The sequence below is a fragment of the Nocardioides sp. SRI_004 genome (assembly GCF_057586415.1).
The window spans coordinates 21,586-35,441 of record NZ_JBYCZV010000014.1 but is presented as its reverse complement, the minus strand read 5'-3'; the positions used below and the strand labels follow the sequence as shown (position 1 = coordinate 35,441).

General features: G+C 74.4%; 18 protein-coding genes. 7 read left to right on the top strand and 11 right to left on the bottom strand.

Going from position 1 to position 13,856, the window contains the following annotated elements; genetic code table 11:
- Positions 1 to 2: 2 nt before the first annotated feature.
- Both AC2YHB_RS18445 and AC2YHB_RS18440 read left to right on the top strand, forming a co-directional pair.
- Entirely contained in the window at positions 3 to 608 is a 606-nt protein-coding gene (locus AC2YHB_RS18445; RefSeq protein WP_487354441.1) for a sulfite oxidase-like oxidoreductase, read from the top strand.
- On the top strand, positions 601 to 1,335 hold the full coding sequence (locus AC2YHB_RS18440; protein ID WP_487354440.1) for an FAD-binding oxidoreductase: 735 nt from the start codon (positions 601 to 603) through the stop codon (positions 1,333 to 1,335). Before AC2YHB_RS18445 ends, AC2YHB_RS18440 begins: the two co-directional genes overlap by 8 nt.
- Before the next feature lie 7 nt (positions 1,336 to 1,342).
- Here the strand turns inward: AC2YHB_RS18440 and AC2YHB_RS18435 are convergent, their stop codons facing one another.
- The 10 genes from AC2YHB_RS18435 to AC2YHB_RS18390 form a co-directional block, all read right to left on the bottom strand.
- The gene (locus tag AC2YHB_RS18435; protein ID WP_487354439.1) at positions 1,343 to 1,783 is read right to left on the bottom strand and encodes a pilus assembly protein TadG-related protein; all 441 of its coding nucleotides are present in this window, start codon (positions 1,781 to 1,783) and stop codon (positions 1,343 to 1,345) included.
- Positions 1,780 to 2,241 (bottom strand): hypothetical protein, encoded by a 462-nt coding sequence (locus AC2YHB_RS18430; protein WP_036548220.1) that lies wholly within the window; start codon positions 2,239 to 2,241, stop codon positions 1,780 to 1,782. Before AC2YHB_RS18430 ends, AC2YHB_RS18435 begins: the two co-directional genes overlap by 4 nt.
- Complete coding sequence (locus tag AC2YHB_RS18425; protein WP_487354438.1) at positions 2,238 to 2,645, bottom strand: TadE/TadG family type IV pilus assembly protein; 408 nt, start codon at positions 2,643 to 2,645, stop codon at positions 2,238 to 2,240. The genes AC2YHB_RS18430 and AC2YHB_RS18425 overlap by 4 nt, the downstream gene beginning before the upstream one ends.
- A gap of 3 nt (positions 2,646 to 2,648) precedes the next feature.
- A complete protein-coding gene (locus AC2YHB_RS18420; RefSeq protein WP_036548214.1) occupies positions 2,649 to 2,831 on the bottom strand; it encodes a hypothetical protein in 183 nt (60 codons plus the stop codon).
- 26 nt (positions 2,832 to 2,857) lie between these two features.
- Positions 2,858 to 3,787 carry a type II secretion system F family protein gene (locus tag AC2YHB_RS18415; protein WP_487354437.1) on the bottom strand — a complete coding sequence of 310 codons (930 nt, stop codon included), beginning with the start codon at positions 3,785 to 3,787 and terminating at the stop codon, positions 2,858 to 2,860.
- Positions 3,784 to 4,638, bottom strand: coding sequence for a type II secretion system F family protein (locus AC2YHB_RS18410; protein ID WP_487354436.1), 855 nt, complete (start codon positions 4,636 to 4,638; stop codon positions 3,784 to 3,786). Before AC2YHB_RS18410 ends, AC2YHB_RS18415 begins: the two co-directional genes overlap by 4 nt.
- Positions 4,638 to 5,918 (bottom strand): TadA family conjugal transfer-associated ATPase, encoded by a 1,281-nt coding sequence (locus tag AC2YHB_RS18405; RefSeq protein ID WP_487354435.1) that lies wholly within the window; start codon positions 5,916 to 5,918, stop codon positions 4,638 to 4,640. The genes AC2YHB_RS18410 and AC2YHB_RS18405 overlap by 1 nt, the downstream gene beginning before the upstream one ends.
- A gap of 175 nt (positions 5,919 to 6,093) precedes the next feature.
- The gene (locus AC2YHB_RS18400; RefSeq protein WP_487354434.1) at positions 6,094 to 6,669 is read right to left on the bottom strand and encodes a DUF3618 domain-containing protein; all 576 of its coding nucleotides are present in this window, start codon (positions 6,667 to 6,669) and stop codon (positions 6,094 to 6,096) included.
- The gene (locus tag AC2YHB_RS18395; protein ID WP_051932507.1) at positions 6,642 to 7,091 is read right to left on the bottom strand and encodes a phage holin family protein; all 450 of its coding nucleotides are present in this window, start codon (positions 7,089 to 7,091) and stop codon (positions 6,642 to 6,644) included. Before AC2YHB_RS18395 ends, AC2YHB_RS18400 begins: the two co-directional genes overlap by 28 nt.
- The gene (locus AC2YHB_RS18390) at positions 7,088 to 7,777 is read right to left on the bottom strand and encodes a hypothetical protein (protein ID WP_487354433.1); all 690 of its coding nucleotides are present in this window, start codon (positions 7,775 to 7,777) and stop codon (positions 7,088 to 7,090) included. The genes AC2YHB_RS18395 and AC2YHB_RS18390 overlap by 4 nt, the downstream gene beginning before the upstream one ends.
- Positions 7,778 to 7,919: 142 nt before the next feature.
- Between AC2YHB_RS18390 and AC2YHB_RS18385 the strand changes: the two genes are divergently transcribed.
- Positions 7,920 to 8,360: a Fur family transcriptional regulator gene (locus AC2YHB_RS18385; protein WP_487354432.1), complete on the top strand. Its 441-nt coding sequence runs from the start codon at positions 7,920 to 7,922 to the stop codon at positions 8,358 to 8,360.
- Between the two features lie 77 nt (positions 8,361 to 8,437).
- On the top strand, positions 8,438 to 9,226 hold the full coding sequence (locus AC2YHB_RS18380; protein WP_487354431.1) for a uracil-DNA glycosylase family protein: 789 nt from the start codon (positions 8,438 to 8,440) through the stop codon (positions 9,224 to 9,226).
- A gap of 7 nt (positions 9,227 to 9,233) precedes the next feature.
- Here AC2YHB_RS18380 and AC2YHB_RS18375 read toward each other — a convergent pair whose 3' ends face one another.
- Positions 9,234 to 10,208 carry an AraC family transcriptional regulator gene (locus tag AC2YHB_RS18375; protein ID WP_487354430.1) on the bottom strand — a complete coding sequence of 325 codons (975 nt, stop codon included), beginning with the start codon at positions 10,206 to 10,208 and terminating at the stop codon, positions 9,234 to 9,236.
- Between the two features lie 85 nt (positions 10,209 to 10,293).
- Here AC2YHB_RS18375 and AC2YHB_RS18370 point away from each other — a divergent pair, with 85 nt between their 5' ends.
- From AC2YHB_RS18370 to AC2YHB_RS18360, 3 genes are all read left to right on the top strand, one after another.
- On the top strand, positions 10,294 to 10,548 hold the full coding sequence (locus AC2YHB_RS18370; protein ID WP_487354429.1) for a DUF4242 domain-containing protein: 255 nt from the start codon (positions 10,294 to 10,296) through the stop codon (positions 10,546 to 10,548).
- Positions 10,549 to 10,569: 21 nt separating this feature from the next.
- Entirely contained in the window at positions 10,570 to 10,932 is a 363-nt protein-coding gene (locus AC2YHB_RS18365) for a hypothetical protein (RefSeq protein WP_487354428.1), read from the top strand.
- A 66-nt stretch (positions 10,933 to 10,998) separates the two neighbouring features.
- A complete protein-coding gene (locus tag AC2YHB_RS18360; RefSeq protein ID WP_487354427.1) occupies positions 10,999 to 13,833 on the top strand; it encodes an AfsR/SARP family transcriptional regulator in 2,835 nt (944 codons plus the stop codon).
- Positions 13,834 to 13,856: the final 23 nt, after the last annotated feature.

Here is a 13,856-nt window from a genome sequence, read left to right as displayed (position 1 = left end):
ACATGCCGGTCACGCGTGGATTCCTCGGTCGCCGACGCGGCCACGAGGGGCGGCTGCCCCCGGGCCAGTACGACACCGGTGCCGGCTGGCCGGTGCTCACCGCGGAGGCGACCCCGGTCGTCGACACGGCGAGCTGGTCGCTGTCCGTGGACGGACTGGTCGAGCGACCGACGACCTGGAGCTGGGACGAGATCCACCAGCTGCCCGGGTCGACCTTCTTCGGTGACATCCACTGCGTGACCGCGTGGTCGAAGTTCGACGTCACCTTCAAGGGGGTGAGCGTCGACGAGCTCCTCGACGCGGCAGGCCCCACCCCGGACGCGGCGTACGTCATGGTGCACGCGAGCACCGGCTACACGACCAACCTCCCGCTCAGCGACCTCGTCGACGGCAAGGCCTGGGTCGTCTGGGAGTACGACGGCAAGCCGCTCCCCCGCCAGCACGGCGGCCCGGCCCGGCTGCTGGTGCCGCACCTCTACTTCTGGAAGTCGGCGAAGTGGGTCTCCCGGCTGGAGCTGATGGCCCACGACCGGCCCGGCTTCTGGGAGCGCAACGGCTACCACGACCGCGGCGACCCGTGGCTCGAGCAGAGGTACCAGGGTGACTGAGGACCAGGCCGTGGGCGGATCCATCGACGACGTGCGCGCGCTCGAGACCACCTGGACGACCGGGCGGATCATCGAGAAGGAGCTGCCGACGCCCTCGACGGTCCGACTGCGGATGCACGTCGAGGACCGGCACCGGCACCGGCCCGGGCAGCACTACCTGATCCGGCTCCGGGCGCCCGACGACTACACCGCGCAGCGGTCCTACTCGATCGCCTCCGACGAGGACGACCCGCTGGTCGAGTTCCTCATCGAGCGGCTGCCCGATGGCGAGGTCTCGGAGTTCCTCGCCGACGTCGCCGAGGTCGGCGACGTGCTGGAGATGCGCGGCCCGATCGGCCGCTGGTTCACCTGGGACACCACGACCCCGGCCCTGTGCCTCGTCGGCGGGACCGGCGTCGTCCCCGCCGTCGCCATGGCCCGCACCGCCCGCCGGCTCGGCCGCGCCGACCTGCTCCGGGTGGTCGCGACCGGCCGCTCGGCCGAGGATCTCCCCTACGCCGAGGAGCTCGCCCGGGCCGGCGCCACGATGGCCTGGACCCGCACCGACACCGACGAGCGACCGGCCGGTCCGCCGACGGTCGAGGAGCTCCTGCCGCTGCTCGCCGGCACCCAGGTCGCGTTCGTCTGCGGGTCGGCCCGCTTCGCTGCGTTCGCCGAGGCGCTGCTGCTCGACTGCGGGGTCCAGCCGGGTGCGATCCGGGTGGAGCGCTTCGGTCCCAGCGGCTGAGGCCGCCTCACTCGTCCGGGTCGACCACCGCGGACCCGACCGACCGCACCGTCGCCGCGGGAGCCCCCGGCACCCCCAGCGGCAGGTCGATCGGGGCGACGAGCTCGACGACCACCCGGTCGCCGTCGACCCGCACCGACGCCCGCAGGCCGGGGTGGTCCCGCTGGGCGCCGGAGTCGCGCAGGTAGGCCTGGACCGCCCGCTCGGCCTCGCGGCGGGTGATCGCGAGGTCGCCGTGGGCCAACCCGCCGTCGTACACGTCGCGGCCCTGGGCGCCGAGGTCGGCGCCCTGCAGGGCGGCACCGTCGGCGAGCTCGTCGAGGCGCTGGCGGGTGAGGTAGGCGGCGCTCGCGTCGACCACGACGGCGACGAGCAGCAGGATGATCGCGACGAAGGCGAGGATCAGCGGGGCCGTGCTGCCCCGCTCGTCGTGGCGGGGGCGCGTCACCGGCTCCCCCGGTCGATCTCGCGGTAGCGCCCGATCGGCACGGTGTGGTCGGCGCTCAGCCGGAAGCTCGGCGCACCGCCGCCGAGCACGTCCGGCAGCAGCGGCAGCTCCACCGACGACTCGATGCGGACCGTGATGACGGACGTGCCGCTGTGGCAGTTGTGCGGGTACGGCGTGCAGGTGACCCGCACCCGGACGGGCGCGTCGGCCAGGCCCTGGTCAGCGAGGGCCTGTCGCGCGACCGCCGTGGCCCGCTGCTCGCCGGCCACGTCGTTGGGCGCGAGGGCGTAGGCACGGGCCGCCGCCCGTGCCGCACCGCTGACGCCGAAGGAGCCGCGCTGCACCTCGAAGACGGACACCACGACCCACAGCAGCGGCAGGAGCAGCAGGACGCCCATCCAGATCACCTCGACGAGGCCGCTTCCGCGCTCGTCCCTCCGTCGCGTCCGGTGCGTCATCGCCCCTCCCGGTCCGGCGCATCCTCCTGCACCGCGCGGCCGGACACGGAGAGCTCCACCGCCGGCCCACCGAGGCCGAGCGCCGGGACCTCTGCGCGCACGGTGATCTCGATGGCGGGCGCGCCGTCGATCGTGACCCGGTGGACCTCGACGTCGCGGGCATAGCCGGCACCGACCGCCCCGGCGATCTGGGACTGCGTGCGCGCCACGCCCTCACCGGGGCTGCTCCCCGCGGTCGCCGCGAGCCGGGCACCCTCCGACGCGGCGGCCGCGAGGGTCGCGCGCACGTGCAGCACGAGGGCGACCTGCACGATCCCCAGCACGATCGGCAGCAGCACGACGGAGACCAGCGTGAAGTCGACGAGCGCCGACCCCCGCTCGTCGCGCCGGCGGCCGCTCGCCATGCCTCAGCGCACCGAGTTGAGGGCGGACTGCAGGATCGCCAGCAGCTGCGGACGGGCGAGGCCGAACAGGGCCACGCCCAGCGAGATCGTCATGATCGTGACGAGGACCCACCCGGGCACGTCACCGCGGTCGTCGCGCTGGCGCCAGCGTCGTCGGATCAGGTCGATCGATGGTCGGTGGTGCACGGTGGTTCCTTCCCGAGAGGTGCAGGTCAGTAGCTGAGGGAGAGCCCGATGAAGCCGGGCCAGAAGGCGAAGATCACGGTCACCGGCAGGACCAGGAAGACGACCGGGATCATCATGAAGATCTCCTTGCGGGAGGCCTGCTCGATGAGCGCCCGCCGCCCGGCCTCGCGCACGTCGGCGGCCTGGGCGTGCAGCACGTCGGCGAGCGGCGTGCCGCGCTCGACGGCCACCGCGACGGTGTGGGCGAACCGGGCGACGACCGGGACGCCGGACGTCGCCGCGAGCCGGTCGAAGGCGTCGGCGACGGGCTCACCGGTGCGGATCCTGGCCAGCACTTCGGACAGGTCGCGCGACAGCTCCCCACCACTGCGTCGCACGACCCGGGCCAGGGCCGCGACCGGCGCCTCCCCAGCGGCGACGCTCAGCGCCAGCAGCTCCGCGACGGTCGGGAACTCCGCGACGATCGCGGTCTCCCGCTGCCTGACCTGGGCCGAGAGCCGGTTGTCGCGCAGCAGCACGCCGAACGCGAAGGCGCCGACGCACACCACCAGCAGCGGCAGCGGGTTGCCGGGATGTGTCCACGCACGCAGCAGCCCGTACGCCCCCGCGACGCCGAAGCCGGCCAGGCCCCACACCACCTGCTGGACCCGGAAGTCGTGCACGTCGAGGTCGAGCCCCGCCCGGGACAGCCGGCGCCGGACCGAGGCCGACCCGCCCAGCACGCGCTCGACCCCGCTGGCCGCCCGGCGCAGGAAGGGGCCGAAGACGGCCGCCACCACGTTGCCGGGTCCGGCGACCGGGGCGGACGTGCGCTGGGTCGTGTCGAGGTCGCGGACGTAGGGCAGGACGCGCATCTCCAGCCGCGGCCGACGGATGGCCACGACCCGCGCCACGACGAGGAGCACACCGGCCGTCGTACACAGGCCGAGGAGTCCGCCCCACACCGCCGGCGTCATCGCAGGATCCGCCGCTCGACGGGCAGCCGGCCCAGCCTCATCATCAGCCGGTAGGCGACGACGCACACCACGGCACCCGCCACGAGGACGACGGCGCCGGCGGCGGTCTGGTAGCGCTCGATGACGGTGCGCTGGGTCGACATCACGAGCAGTACCACCCACGGGGCGGCAACGGCGACACGGGCGCCGTTGACCGCCCACGACTGGCGCGCCTCGAGCTCGGAGCGGGTGCGCAGGTCGTCACGGAGATAGCCGGAGAGATTGCGCAGCAGCCGGCCGAGCTCGCCCCCGCCGACCTCGCGGGCGATCCGCAGACCCTCGACGACGCGGTCGCCGACGGGGTCGGCGAGGCGGTCCTTGAGCCGGTCGAGGCAGTCGCCGAAGCGCCCCGAGACCTGGTAGTCGAGGGCGAAGGCGTCGAAGGAGGGCCGCAGCGGCTCCGGCCCGCGCACCGCGAGGGCGGCCACCGCGTCGGGCAGGGACATCCCGGCGCGGACGGCCGAGACGAGGTCGTCGACCGCCTCGGGCCACACCTCGGCGAACTCCCGCTGCCGGCGGCGGGCCCGGCCCCGGACGACCGCGACCGGGAGGTAGCCGGCGAGCGTGCCGAGGACCAGGGCGATCGGCAGCGCACGCGTCAGGCCGAGGACGACGACCGCGGCGACCAGGCCGGACCCGACGCACAAAGCGACCAGCGAGCGCGGCGCGACCTCGCGCAGCCCCGCCTCGGCGAGCAGTCGTCCGGTACGACGGTCCGCGGGCCCGGTGGGCGCGGCCGGCCGGGGCGTGCGGAACGCCGACCACACCAGCAGGCAGCCGACGCCGAAGCCCAGGCCGACGAGCGCACCCATCAGTCGCCCTCGTTGAGCAGGCGGACGACGTCGATGCCGATCCGGTGGAACTGGTCGAGCCGCGGCGGAAGCCCGATCCCCCGGGCCAGGCGACCCTCGCGCCACTCGAAGACCGGCTCGGTCTCGATCACGTCACCCTCCATCCGCCCCGGCACCGCCACCACCTCGACCACGCGCCGCGCACCGCCGGGATCGAGCGCGAGGTGGACGACGAGGTCGACCGACGCCGCAACCGTCGGGACGACGAACCGGGCGGAGATGTTCTCGCCCGCGAGGAGCGGCAGGGTGCAGGCCTTCGTGAGCGCCTCGCGGGCGCTGTTGGCGTGGAGGGTGCACATGCCGGGCAGGCCGGCGTTGAGGGCGAGCAGGAGGTCGAGGCACTCCTCGGCCCGCACCTCGCCCACGATCAGCCGGCTCGGCCGCATCCGCAGCGACTCCTTCACCAGGTCGCGCAGCCGCACCTCGCCGGTGCCCTCGAGCCCCTCCTGACGGGTCTGCAGGGCGACCCAGTCGGGGTGGGCGAACCGGATCTCGAAGACCTCCTCGGCGGAGATCACCCGCTCCCCGCCGGGGATCGCGGCGGCCAGGCAGTTGAGCATCGTGGTCTTGCCGGCCTGCGTCCCACCCGTGACGAGGATGTTGAGCCCGGCCCGCACGGACGCCTCGAGGAAGTGCCCCGCCGCGGGGGTCAGGGTGCCCAGCTCGACGAGCTCGGACAGGCGCGTCGCCCGCACCACGAACTTGCGGATGTTGACGGCCGAGAAGCCGCGCGAGATGCCCTGCAGCACCACGTGGAGGCGGTGGCCCGCGGGCAGCATCGCGTCGACGAACGGGCGGCTGAGGTCGATGCGGCGGCCGGTGGACTTGAGCATGCGCTCCACGAGCTCGGTCACCTGCGCCTCGGTCAGCACCAGGTTGGTCAGCTCGTGGCGCCCGTGGCGGGCGATGAAGACCCGGTCCGGACTGTTGATCCAGACCTCCTCCACCGTCGGGTCGTCGAGGAAGGGCTGGAGCGGGCCGAAGCCGGCCACGCGCGCCACGAGCTCGGCCACGAGCGCCTCGGGGTCCGCCACCGGGGCGACCACGCCGGTGAGGCTGCGCTCGTCGTGCGCCCGCACGAGGCCCGTCGCCAGGCGGCGCACGGACGGGACCTCGCGCTGGGGATCGAGCCCCTCACGTCGTACGGCGGCCCGGAGCTCCTCGTCGAGACGCGCGACCACCTCGTCGGACGCAGGCGCCGACACCACCGGTGGCTGCACGGGTGGCTGAAGCAGGGCCATGGCGACTCCCCCGAGATAGGACTGCTGTGGCTGCGTGAACCGTAAGCCAAGCAAGCGCGCTGCGGTAGGGCCGCGTCACCGGTTGTGGACAACCGGACGCGCCGACGCCGCCCGCGGGAGAGACGGGCGGCGTCGGCTGGTCGGTGCTGCTGGTCGGTGCTGCTGGGTGGCACGGTCAGGTGCCGGGCGCCTCGCGGCGTACCTCCTCGGCAGCCGTGCGGCCCTCGTCCTTGAGGTGCTCCGCCGACTCCTGGGCGCTGGCCTTGACCTCCTGGAGGGCCTCCGTCGCGGAGTCCTTCAGGTGCGAGGCCATCTCCTGGCCCGCGACCTTCGCCTCGTCGACCAGCGGAGAGTCCTTCGCCGCATCGGTCAGCCGGCCGGCGAGCTCGGCCTCCTTCGGGGTGGCCGGGATCAACGCCGAGATCACCATCCCGGCGCCGAAGGCGATCAGGCCGGCACCGATCGGCGAGCCCTCGGTACGCCGCTCCACGGCCTGCACCCCGGCCTGCGCCGTGTGCTGCACCGACCCGGCCGCGCCCTGGGCCGCGCCCTGGGCGGAGCCGGTGGCGTCGTGCGCGGTGCCCATGACGGACTCCTTCATCGACGACATCCGGCCGCGGAGGGCGCTCTTGCGGCGCTCCACGATGCGGTGCGGGCTCACCCGGTCGTAGAGCGCGTCCACGTCGCGGGAGAGGTCGTTGCGGGTGCTGTCGATCTGCGCGGTCATCCGTTCTTCAGTTGCCTGGCCCATGCCGCATCCTCCTTGAGGGTTTCCTGGGTGGTGGGAAGCGTGGGGTTCATCGACTTCAGCTCCTTGCGGCCGGAGGCCGCCATCACTGCCGCCGCGGCGCCCCACAGCGCCGCGACGATCAGCGCGGCCCACCCTGCGTGCATCCAGCTGTCGAGCAGGAACAGCAGGGCGAAGGAGGCGAACAGCAGGGCGAGATGACCGGCGACTCCGGCTCCGCCGAAGAGGCCGACCCCCTTGCCTGCCCTGGTCGCCTCGGTCTTGAGCTCCGTCTTCGCCAGCTCGACCTCCTGCTTCACCAGCGTGGTGAGGTCGGTGGCGATGTCGCCGACGAGCTCCCCGAGGGAGCGGCCGTCGGCCGTCTCGTGCGTGCCGGCCGGCCCGGTCGGGTCGGTGCCCGCCGGCCGGGTCCCCTGGGTGGTCACGGCGTGCTCCACCCACTCGTGCCCGGGCTGGTCGGCGGCGGGGTGCCGGCCCCGACCTGCGGGGCCGAGCCGGTCAGGCCGGGCATCGGCGACGGCGGCGGGGGCGGCGGCGCGTCGGTGGTCGGCAGGGCCGCGGTCGCGGTCGCGTCCGGGAGGGGCGGCGTACCCACTCCGGTGCCGGTGCTGCCGGTGCTGCTCTGGGCGTCCTTCGCCCCGCGCACCACGCGACCGGCGACGACGCCGGCGACGAGGGCGCCGAGCAGGAAGGTGCCGGGCTTGCGGCGCGCGAAGCCGCGCGCCTGGTCGAGGAGCTCGCCGGGCTCGCGGCCGCGCAGCTGGGAGCTGAACGCGGTCGCCTTGTCGCTGACCTCGCGCACCACGTCCTGGGCGAGGCCGCTGCCCGCGCCCTCGCCACGCGCCATCCGCTCGAGGTCGTCGGCGAAGCCCTGCAGGGTCGAGACCAGCGTCTCGAGCTGCGAGCGGCTCTGGCTCTCGACCTCGGAACGCGCCTGGTGGAGCAGGTCGCGGGCCTGCGCCTGGGCGTCGGCCGCGACGGCCCTGGCCTCGCCCTTCGCCTCCTCGCCGAGGTGCCTGCCCTCGGCTCCTGCGGTGGCGGCGGCCTGCTTGGCCTGCTCGGTCGTGCCGGTCCCGCTGTCGGTCCCGGCCCTGTAGTCATAGGTTGTCATCGCTCGTCCCTTCCGTGCGTAGGTCTGCCGAAGTACCCCTGCACCCGCACGGGAGACGGCCAACCGACACGCCGATCCGATTCCCCGGCCGTGGCGCGGCGTGTTCGTGACTCAGTCCAGATCAGCGGGGTACCGGCCCGCCATGACGGGAGCCGAGGCGCGGTTGCGGGGCGCCGGGGTGCGGGTCACCCCGCAGCGGCTCGCGGTGATGGCCGTGTTGGAGCGCGCCCGCGGCGAGGGAGCCCACCTGCTGGCGACCGAGGTCGCCGACCGGAGCCGCGAGATCCTCGGTCGCGTCGCGACACAGACCGTCTACGACTGCCTCGACGCGCTGGTCGCCGCCGGGTTGGTACGACGGGTCGCGCTCCCCGAGGGCCCGGTCCGCTTCGAGTCGACGTCCGGCCCCGACCACCACCACCTGTTCTGCACCGGCTGCGGCCGGATCATGAACCTGCCCGGTCCCCAGGCGTCCGCCCACCCCGACCTCGTCGAGCGCTCCGGCTTCGACGTCGGCTACGCGGAGACGGTGCACGTCGGGCGCTGCCGGGTCTGCCGGCAGCAGCCCGGCCGCTCCTCCGCATGAGCAGAACGGGCCATGGTGGGCTCCTCCACGATCCGCTGCACTGGAGGTCTCGACCACCTCACCCCCCGGGGGCCACCATGATCAGCGATCCCTTCGACTCCGGACCGACCGGCGCGTTCAAGGCCCTGTGCCGCACCTACCCGGACGACACCGTCTTCAAGGGCAGCGACGGCTTCCGCTCCCTGTGGGGGCCGATCTTCTACCGCGGCCGCGCCAACGGCACCGCCCGGCTCCTCGTCGTCGGCCAGGACCCCGCCCAGACCGAGGCCGTCACCCGGCGGATCCTCTCGGGCCAGGCCGGCCGGCGCGTCCAGGGCTTCGTCGAGAAGCTCGGCTACACGAGGCGCTACCTGATGATCAACGCCTTCCTCTACGGCATCTCCAACCAGTCGCAGGCGCTGCCCCACCTGCACGACCCCGAGATCGAGGCCTACCGCAACCAGTGGTTCGAGGCCGCCTTCGCGCCGGGGAGGATCGAGGCGGTCGTCACCTTCGGCACCCCGGCCTTCGACGCGTGGACGGCCTTCACGGCCACGCCGGCGGGACAGGCCGTGCTGCCCACGATCACCTTCCACAAGGCGCTGCACCCGACGGCCGACAAGCCGGGCGGTCCGATCAGCCGCAAGGACCTGCTCGACAACTGGAACATCGCGCTGCAGAGCCTCCACGCCGGCATCCAGGACCCGGACGTGGCCACGCCGCTCGTCCCCTACGGCGCCGACTTCACCCCCGACGAGCTCCCGGAGATCCCCAGCCGGGACCTGCCCTTCGGCATACCGGCGTGGATGCGCAGCACCGACTTCTGGGCCACCATGGCGGCCACGCCGGGCAACCAGCGCGCCAACGTCACGATCGAGGTGCCCTGACGGGTCGTCAGCCCCGTCCCCCGGTACGCCGCCACGCGCCGGGCGCGACCCCGTGCTTCCGCTTGAACGCACGGCTGAACGCCTCCTCGGAGTCGTAGCCGACCCGGTGGGCGATCGCGGACACGCCGAGGTCGGAGGAGGCCAGCAGGTCCTGGGCCCGGTGCATCCGCCAGCCGGTGAGGTAGCGGATCGGCGGGAGCCCCAGCACGGCCCGGAAGCGCTCGTCGAGCAGGGACGGCGACACCCCGGCGACGGACGCGAGCTCCGCCACCGTCCACTTGCGGGCCGGGTCGCGATGGATCTGCGCCAGCGCCGGCGCCAGCACGGGATCGCGGAGCGCCCGGATGAACCCGAGCTCGTCGGCGGGCGCCTGCGCCAGGTGGATGCGCAGCACCTCGGTGAACAGCAGCTCCACCAGCTCGGCCGGGGTGGCGGCGAGGTCGGGTGCGACCAGGGCGGTCCGGGCGAGGGCGTAGTCGATGCTCGCCCGCACCCACTGCGCCGCGGGCCCGCTCGGCGTCACGACGAGCACGGGCGGGAAGGCTCGCACGTCGGGGTCGAACAGCGGCGCCTCGGACGTCAGGTAGCCGCACACGACGTGCGTCAGCGCTCCCCCGCTGCCGTGCTCGATGACGGGCATCGAGGCCCACGGCGGCGGGGTCACCAGCGTCATCGCGTCCACCACCTCGGCGTCCTGCGTCCCGCCCATCCGGTGGCTGTCGCCGTACGGGAGGACGATCAGGTCACCCGCGTCGGCCCAGTGCCGGACGCCGTCGACCTCGATCCAGCAGCGGCCCGCGGCGACGAGGTGGAAGGGCACGATCCGCCGCGCGTGCGGGGCCAGCAGCCGGGCGAGGTCCTCGGTCGGCACCGACTGGTAGGCCCAGCCCTCGGTGTACTCGGCTCGCAGGAAGATCGCACCCTGGATGTGCAGGTGGGCCAGCGCGTCGTCAAGCGCCGCGCTGGGGTCGCGATCATCCACGGCGGCCGCACGGTCATTCCCCTCGGGGGACCCTGCCACGAGCCTGAGTGTGGCAGAGGAATCACCACCCGACAGGAGAACGACGATGCCCCTCTTCATGGATGTCCACGAGACGATGCCCGAAGGCGCCACCGCGGCCGATGTCGCCGGCGCCCACGCCGAGGACCTCAAGGTCCAGGAGCAGTACGGCGTCCACTACCGCAGCTACTGGGTCGACGAGACCAACGGCAAGATCTTCTGCCTCGTCGACGCCCCCGACGCGGAGACCGCCGCGCGGGTGCACCGGGAGGCGCACGGTCTGGAGGCCGACCGGATCTTCCCGGTGGTCGAGGGCGCCTGACCAGCCCTGCATGATGGAGGCGTGAGCCCCACCGCCGGCATCGAGGGCATCCGGTTCGTGCCGGACGTCCCGAGCGGCACCGGCGCGCTCGTCCTCGGCGGTTCGAGCGGGCGGATCGACGCGCCGCGGGCCCGGCTGCTCGCCGACGAGGGCGTGCTCGCGGAGTCGGTGCGCTGGTTCGGCGGCCCGGGCCAGCACGACGGGCCGTGGGAGGTCCCGCTGGAGACCTCCCTCGTCTCCGACCCGGCGGCCGGTCACCGGGCGATCCTGCCGGGCGAGCCGGTCGTCACCGCGGGGATGCGGATGCAGCGTGGCGGCACGGAGGAGGCCGACCGGCGGCTCGGGAGCGCGGCCTGGACCGCGATCAAGGCACTGCTTCGGTAAACGCCCTGCGCCGCCACCGGTCCGCCCTTAACCTTTCCCGGTGTCCGGCGGCAGGAGGGTGAGCAGGTGAGCGACGTCCCGCTCCGGCTGCTCGGCCCCCTCGAGGTCATCGACGCCTCCGGCGCGGCCGTCGACATCGGCTCACCGCGGCACCGCGAGACCCTGGCCGCGCTCGCGGTCGACGCCGGACGCGTCGTCTCCACGGACATGCTGCTCGACCGGGTGTGGGGCGAGAACGGCCGCGGCGGGACGCTCGCCAACCTCCAGGCCGTGATCTCCCGCCTGCGCGCGCGGTTGCGCGACGCCGGCGTCCCGGCCGAGATCGTCACCGCACCTCCCGGCTACCGGCTGGAGCTCGCGCCCGACGCGATGGACGCCCACCACCTGGCGTCCGGCGTCGAGGAGGCCCGTACGGCGCTGGCGTCCGGCGACGTCGGAGGAGCCCAGCAGCACCTCGGGGCCGCGCTCGACTGGTGGCGAGGCGAGCCGCTGGCCGACGTACCCCAGATGTTCGCGCGCGCCGAGGCGCTGCGGCTCGAGGGGATCCGGCTCACCGGTGAGGAGCTCGCCGCCGAGCTGGACCTGCGCGCCGGCGACGCGACCGCCGCCGTCACCCGGCTGCAGGACCTCTCCGTCCAGCACCCGCTGCGCGAGTCGGTGCGCGGCCAGCTGATGCGCGCCCTCTACCTCGCCGGCCGACAGGCCGACGCGCTCCAGGAGTACGCCGACCTCCGCACCCGCCTCGTCGAGGAGCTCGGCGTCGACCCCGGCCCGGCGGTGCAGCGGCTGCACCAGCAGATCCTCGAGCAGGACCCGGCGCTGCGCCCGGCCCACGCGCCGGCCCCCCGTCCGGACGCGCGACCCGACCCGCGACCCTCCGAGCACCGGCCGAGCCGGATCCCGTCGACCGACCTGCTCGGCGACCTCGTGGGGCGCGACCGCGACATCGACTACCTGCTCGAGCTGCTCCGCTCCCCCACCTCGCGCCTGGTCACGGTCACCGGGGTCGGCGGCTGCGGCAAGACGCGGGTCGCCCTCGCGGTCGCGCGGGCGGCCGAGGACCACTTCGGCGACGGGGTCACGCTGGCGCCCCTGGCTCCGCTGCGCGACCCGACGGCCGTGATCCCCGCCATCGCCCACGCGGTCGGGGTCGCGGAGGGCGGTGACCCGTTCTCGGCCCTCCTCGAGCTGCTGCGCAACCGCGAGCAGCTGCTGCTGCTCGACAACGCCGAGCACCTCGTCGACGCGTGGCCGGAGGTCGCCACCCTGGCCGCCGCCTGTCCGGGGCTGCGGATCCTCGTCACCAGCCGGATCCCGCTGCGCGTGCGCGGCGAGGTCCTCTACCCGCTGAGCCCGCTCGACCAGCAGGCCGCCGCGCACCTGTTCGTGACGCGTGCCGCGACGGTCGCCCCCACCGCGGCGCTGCTGCCGGACGACCCGGCCGTGGTCCAGCTCTGCCAACGGCTGGCCGGCATCCCGCTGGCCATCGAGCTCGCAGCGGCACGCGTGCGCCTGCTCAGGCCCGCCGACATCGTGGCCCGCCTCAACCACGTGATGGCGGCGGAGGGCGCGCGGGACCTGCCGCCGCGCCAGCGCACCATGCGGGCGGCCATCGACTGGAGCTTCGAGCTGCTGTCACCCGCCGAGCAGGCCGCCTTCCCCCGGCTGGCGGTCTTCGTCGGCGGCTTCGACCTCGACGCCGCCGCAGCGGTGCTGGCCGACCTCGACGGCGACGCGCTCGCACTCGTCGACGCGCTGGTCGAGCAGTCGCTGGTCGTCGCCGATCCGCTCGGCGACAGCGGCCCTCGCTTCCGGCTGCTGGAGCCGGTCGCACAGTACGCCCTCACCCGCCTCCCCGCCGCCGACGAGCGCCTCGCGCGCGAGGCCCACCTGCGCCACTTCACCGGCCTGGCCGCCCACTACGAGCCGTCGCTGCGCGGGCCGGGCACGGTCGAGACCCTGGCCGGCATCGAGCGCGAGCACGCCAACATGGTCGCCGCGATCGAGTGGTCGCTCGCCTCGGGCCAACCCGACGAGGGCGGCTGGCTGGGCTGGCACCTGTGGCTGTTCTGGTGGGTGCGCGGCACCCTGCGCGAGGGCCGCCGCCTGATGGCCGCCGTGCTGGCCGACGCGACCGACGACCGGGTGCGCGTGCGCTCCGGCGCCGTCGCGGCGGCGCTCGCCTTCGCCCAGGGCGACCTCGACTTCGCTCGCGAGCACTGGCGGATCGCCTCCGACCTCGCCCGCCGCACCGACGACGCCGAGGGCCTGCCCTACGCCTACGGCGGCATCGGCCTGGTCGCGCTCGCCGAGGACGACCTCGACACGGCCGTCGCCGTGTTCACCGAGACCATCGGCCTCACCGAGGTGGCGGGCCTGGGCGGCGAGTGGCTCTGGACGCTCTCCCACGTGTGGCTCGGCACCGTCGAGCTGTTGCGGGGCGACCCGTCCCGGGCCGCTGCGCTCGTCGACGACGCCCTCGCCGCCGGCCGTCGCCGCCACGACCCGCTGGCCGTCTACATCGCGCTGTTCACCGCGATCCAGGTGTCCGTCGTCCGCGGCGACTTCGAGCGAGCCCGCGCCCAGATCGCCGAGGGGGTCGCGCTCAGCCAGGAGACGGGCGACCACGCCAACCTCGCCTACCTGCTCGAGTCGCTCGCCGTGGTCGAGTCGCTCGACGGGGAGGGCGACCTCGCCCGGGTCGGGGTCCTGCGCGGCGCGGCCGCGGAGCTGCGCGCCGGTGCCGGCGGCAACGTCTACGGCTACTACCGGCCCGACGAGGCGCTGATCGAGCAGGCCTCCGCCGCCGCGCGGGCGAGCCGCGGGCCGTCGTACGACGACGACGTGGCCTCGGGCCGGACGCTGACGGTCGAGGAGATGGCAGCGCTCGCAGGCGCCTGACAAGCGACGCCCCAAGCCGACGG

Excerpts from the sequence above, each read along its gene's own strand:
- AC2YHB_RS18445 (WP_487354441.1), top strand. The coding sequence starts at position 3 with ATGCCGGTCACGCGTGGATTCCTCGGTCGCCGACGCGGCCACGAGGGG.
- AC2YHB_RS18430 (WP_036548220.1), bottom strand. The coding sequence starts at position 2,241 with ATGACGCACCGGACGCGACGGAGGGACGAGCGCGGAAGCGGCCTCGTC.
- AC2YHB_RS18425 (WP_487354438.1), bottom strand. The coding sequence starts at position 2,645 with ATGGCGAGCGGCCGCCGGCGCGACGAGCGGGGGTCGGCGCTCGTCGAC.
- AC2YHB_RS18415 (WP_487354437.1), bottom strand. The coding sequence starts at position 3,787 with ATGACGCCGGCGGTGTGGGGCGGACTCCTCGGCCTGTGTACGACGGCC.
- AC2YHB_RS18410 (WP_487354436.1), bottom strand. The coding sequence starts at position 4,638 with ATGGGTGCGCTCGTCGGCCTGGGCTTCGGCGTCGGCTGCCTGCTGGTG.
- AC2YHB_RS18405 (WP_487354435.1), bottom strand. The coding sequence starts at position 5,918 with ATGGCCCTGCTTCAGCCACCCGTGCAGCCACCGGTGGTGTCGGCGCCT.
- AC2YHB_RS18400 (WP_487354434.1), bottom strand. The coding sequence starts at position 6,669 with ATGGGCCAGGCAACTGAAGAACGGATGACCGCGCAGATCGACAGCACC.
- AC2YHB_RS18390 (WP_487354433.1), bottom strand. The coding sequence starts at position 7,777 with ATGACAACCTATGACTACAGGGCCGGGACCGACAGCGGGACCGGCACG.
- AC2YHB_RS18385 (WP_487354432.1), top strand. The coding sequence starts at position 7,920 with ATGACGGGAGCCGAGGCGCGGTTGCGGGGCGCCGGGGTGCGGGTCACC.
- AC2YHB_RS18380 (WP_487354431.1), top strand. The coding sequence starts at position 8,438 with ATGATCAGCGATCCCTTCGACTCCGGACCGACCGGCGCGTTCAAGGCC.
- AC2YHB_RS18370 (WP_487354429.1), top strand. The coding sequence starts at position 10,294 with ATGCCCCTCTTCATGGATGTCCACGAGACGATGCCCGAAGGCGCCACC.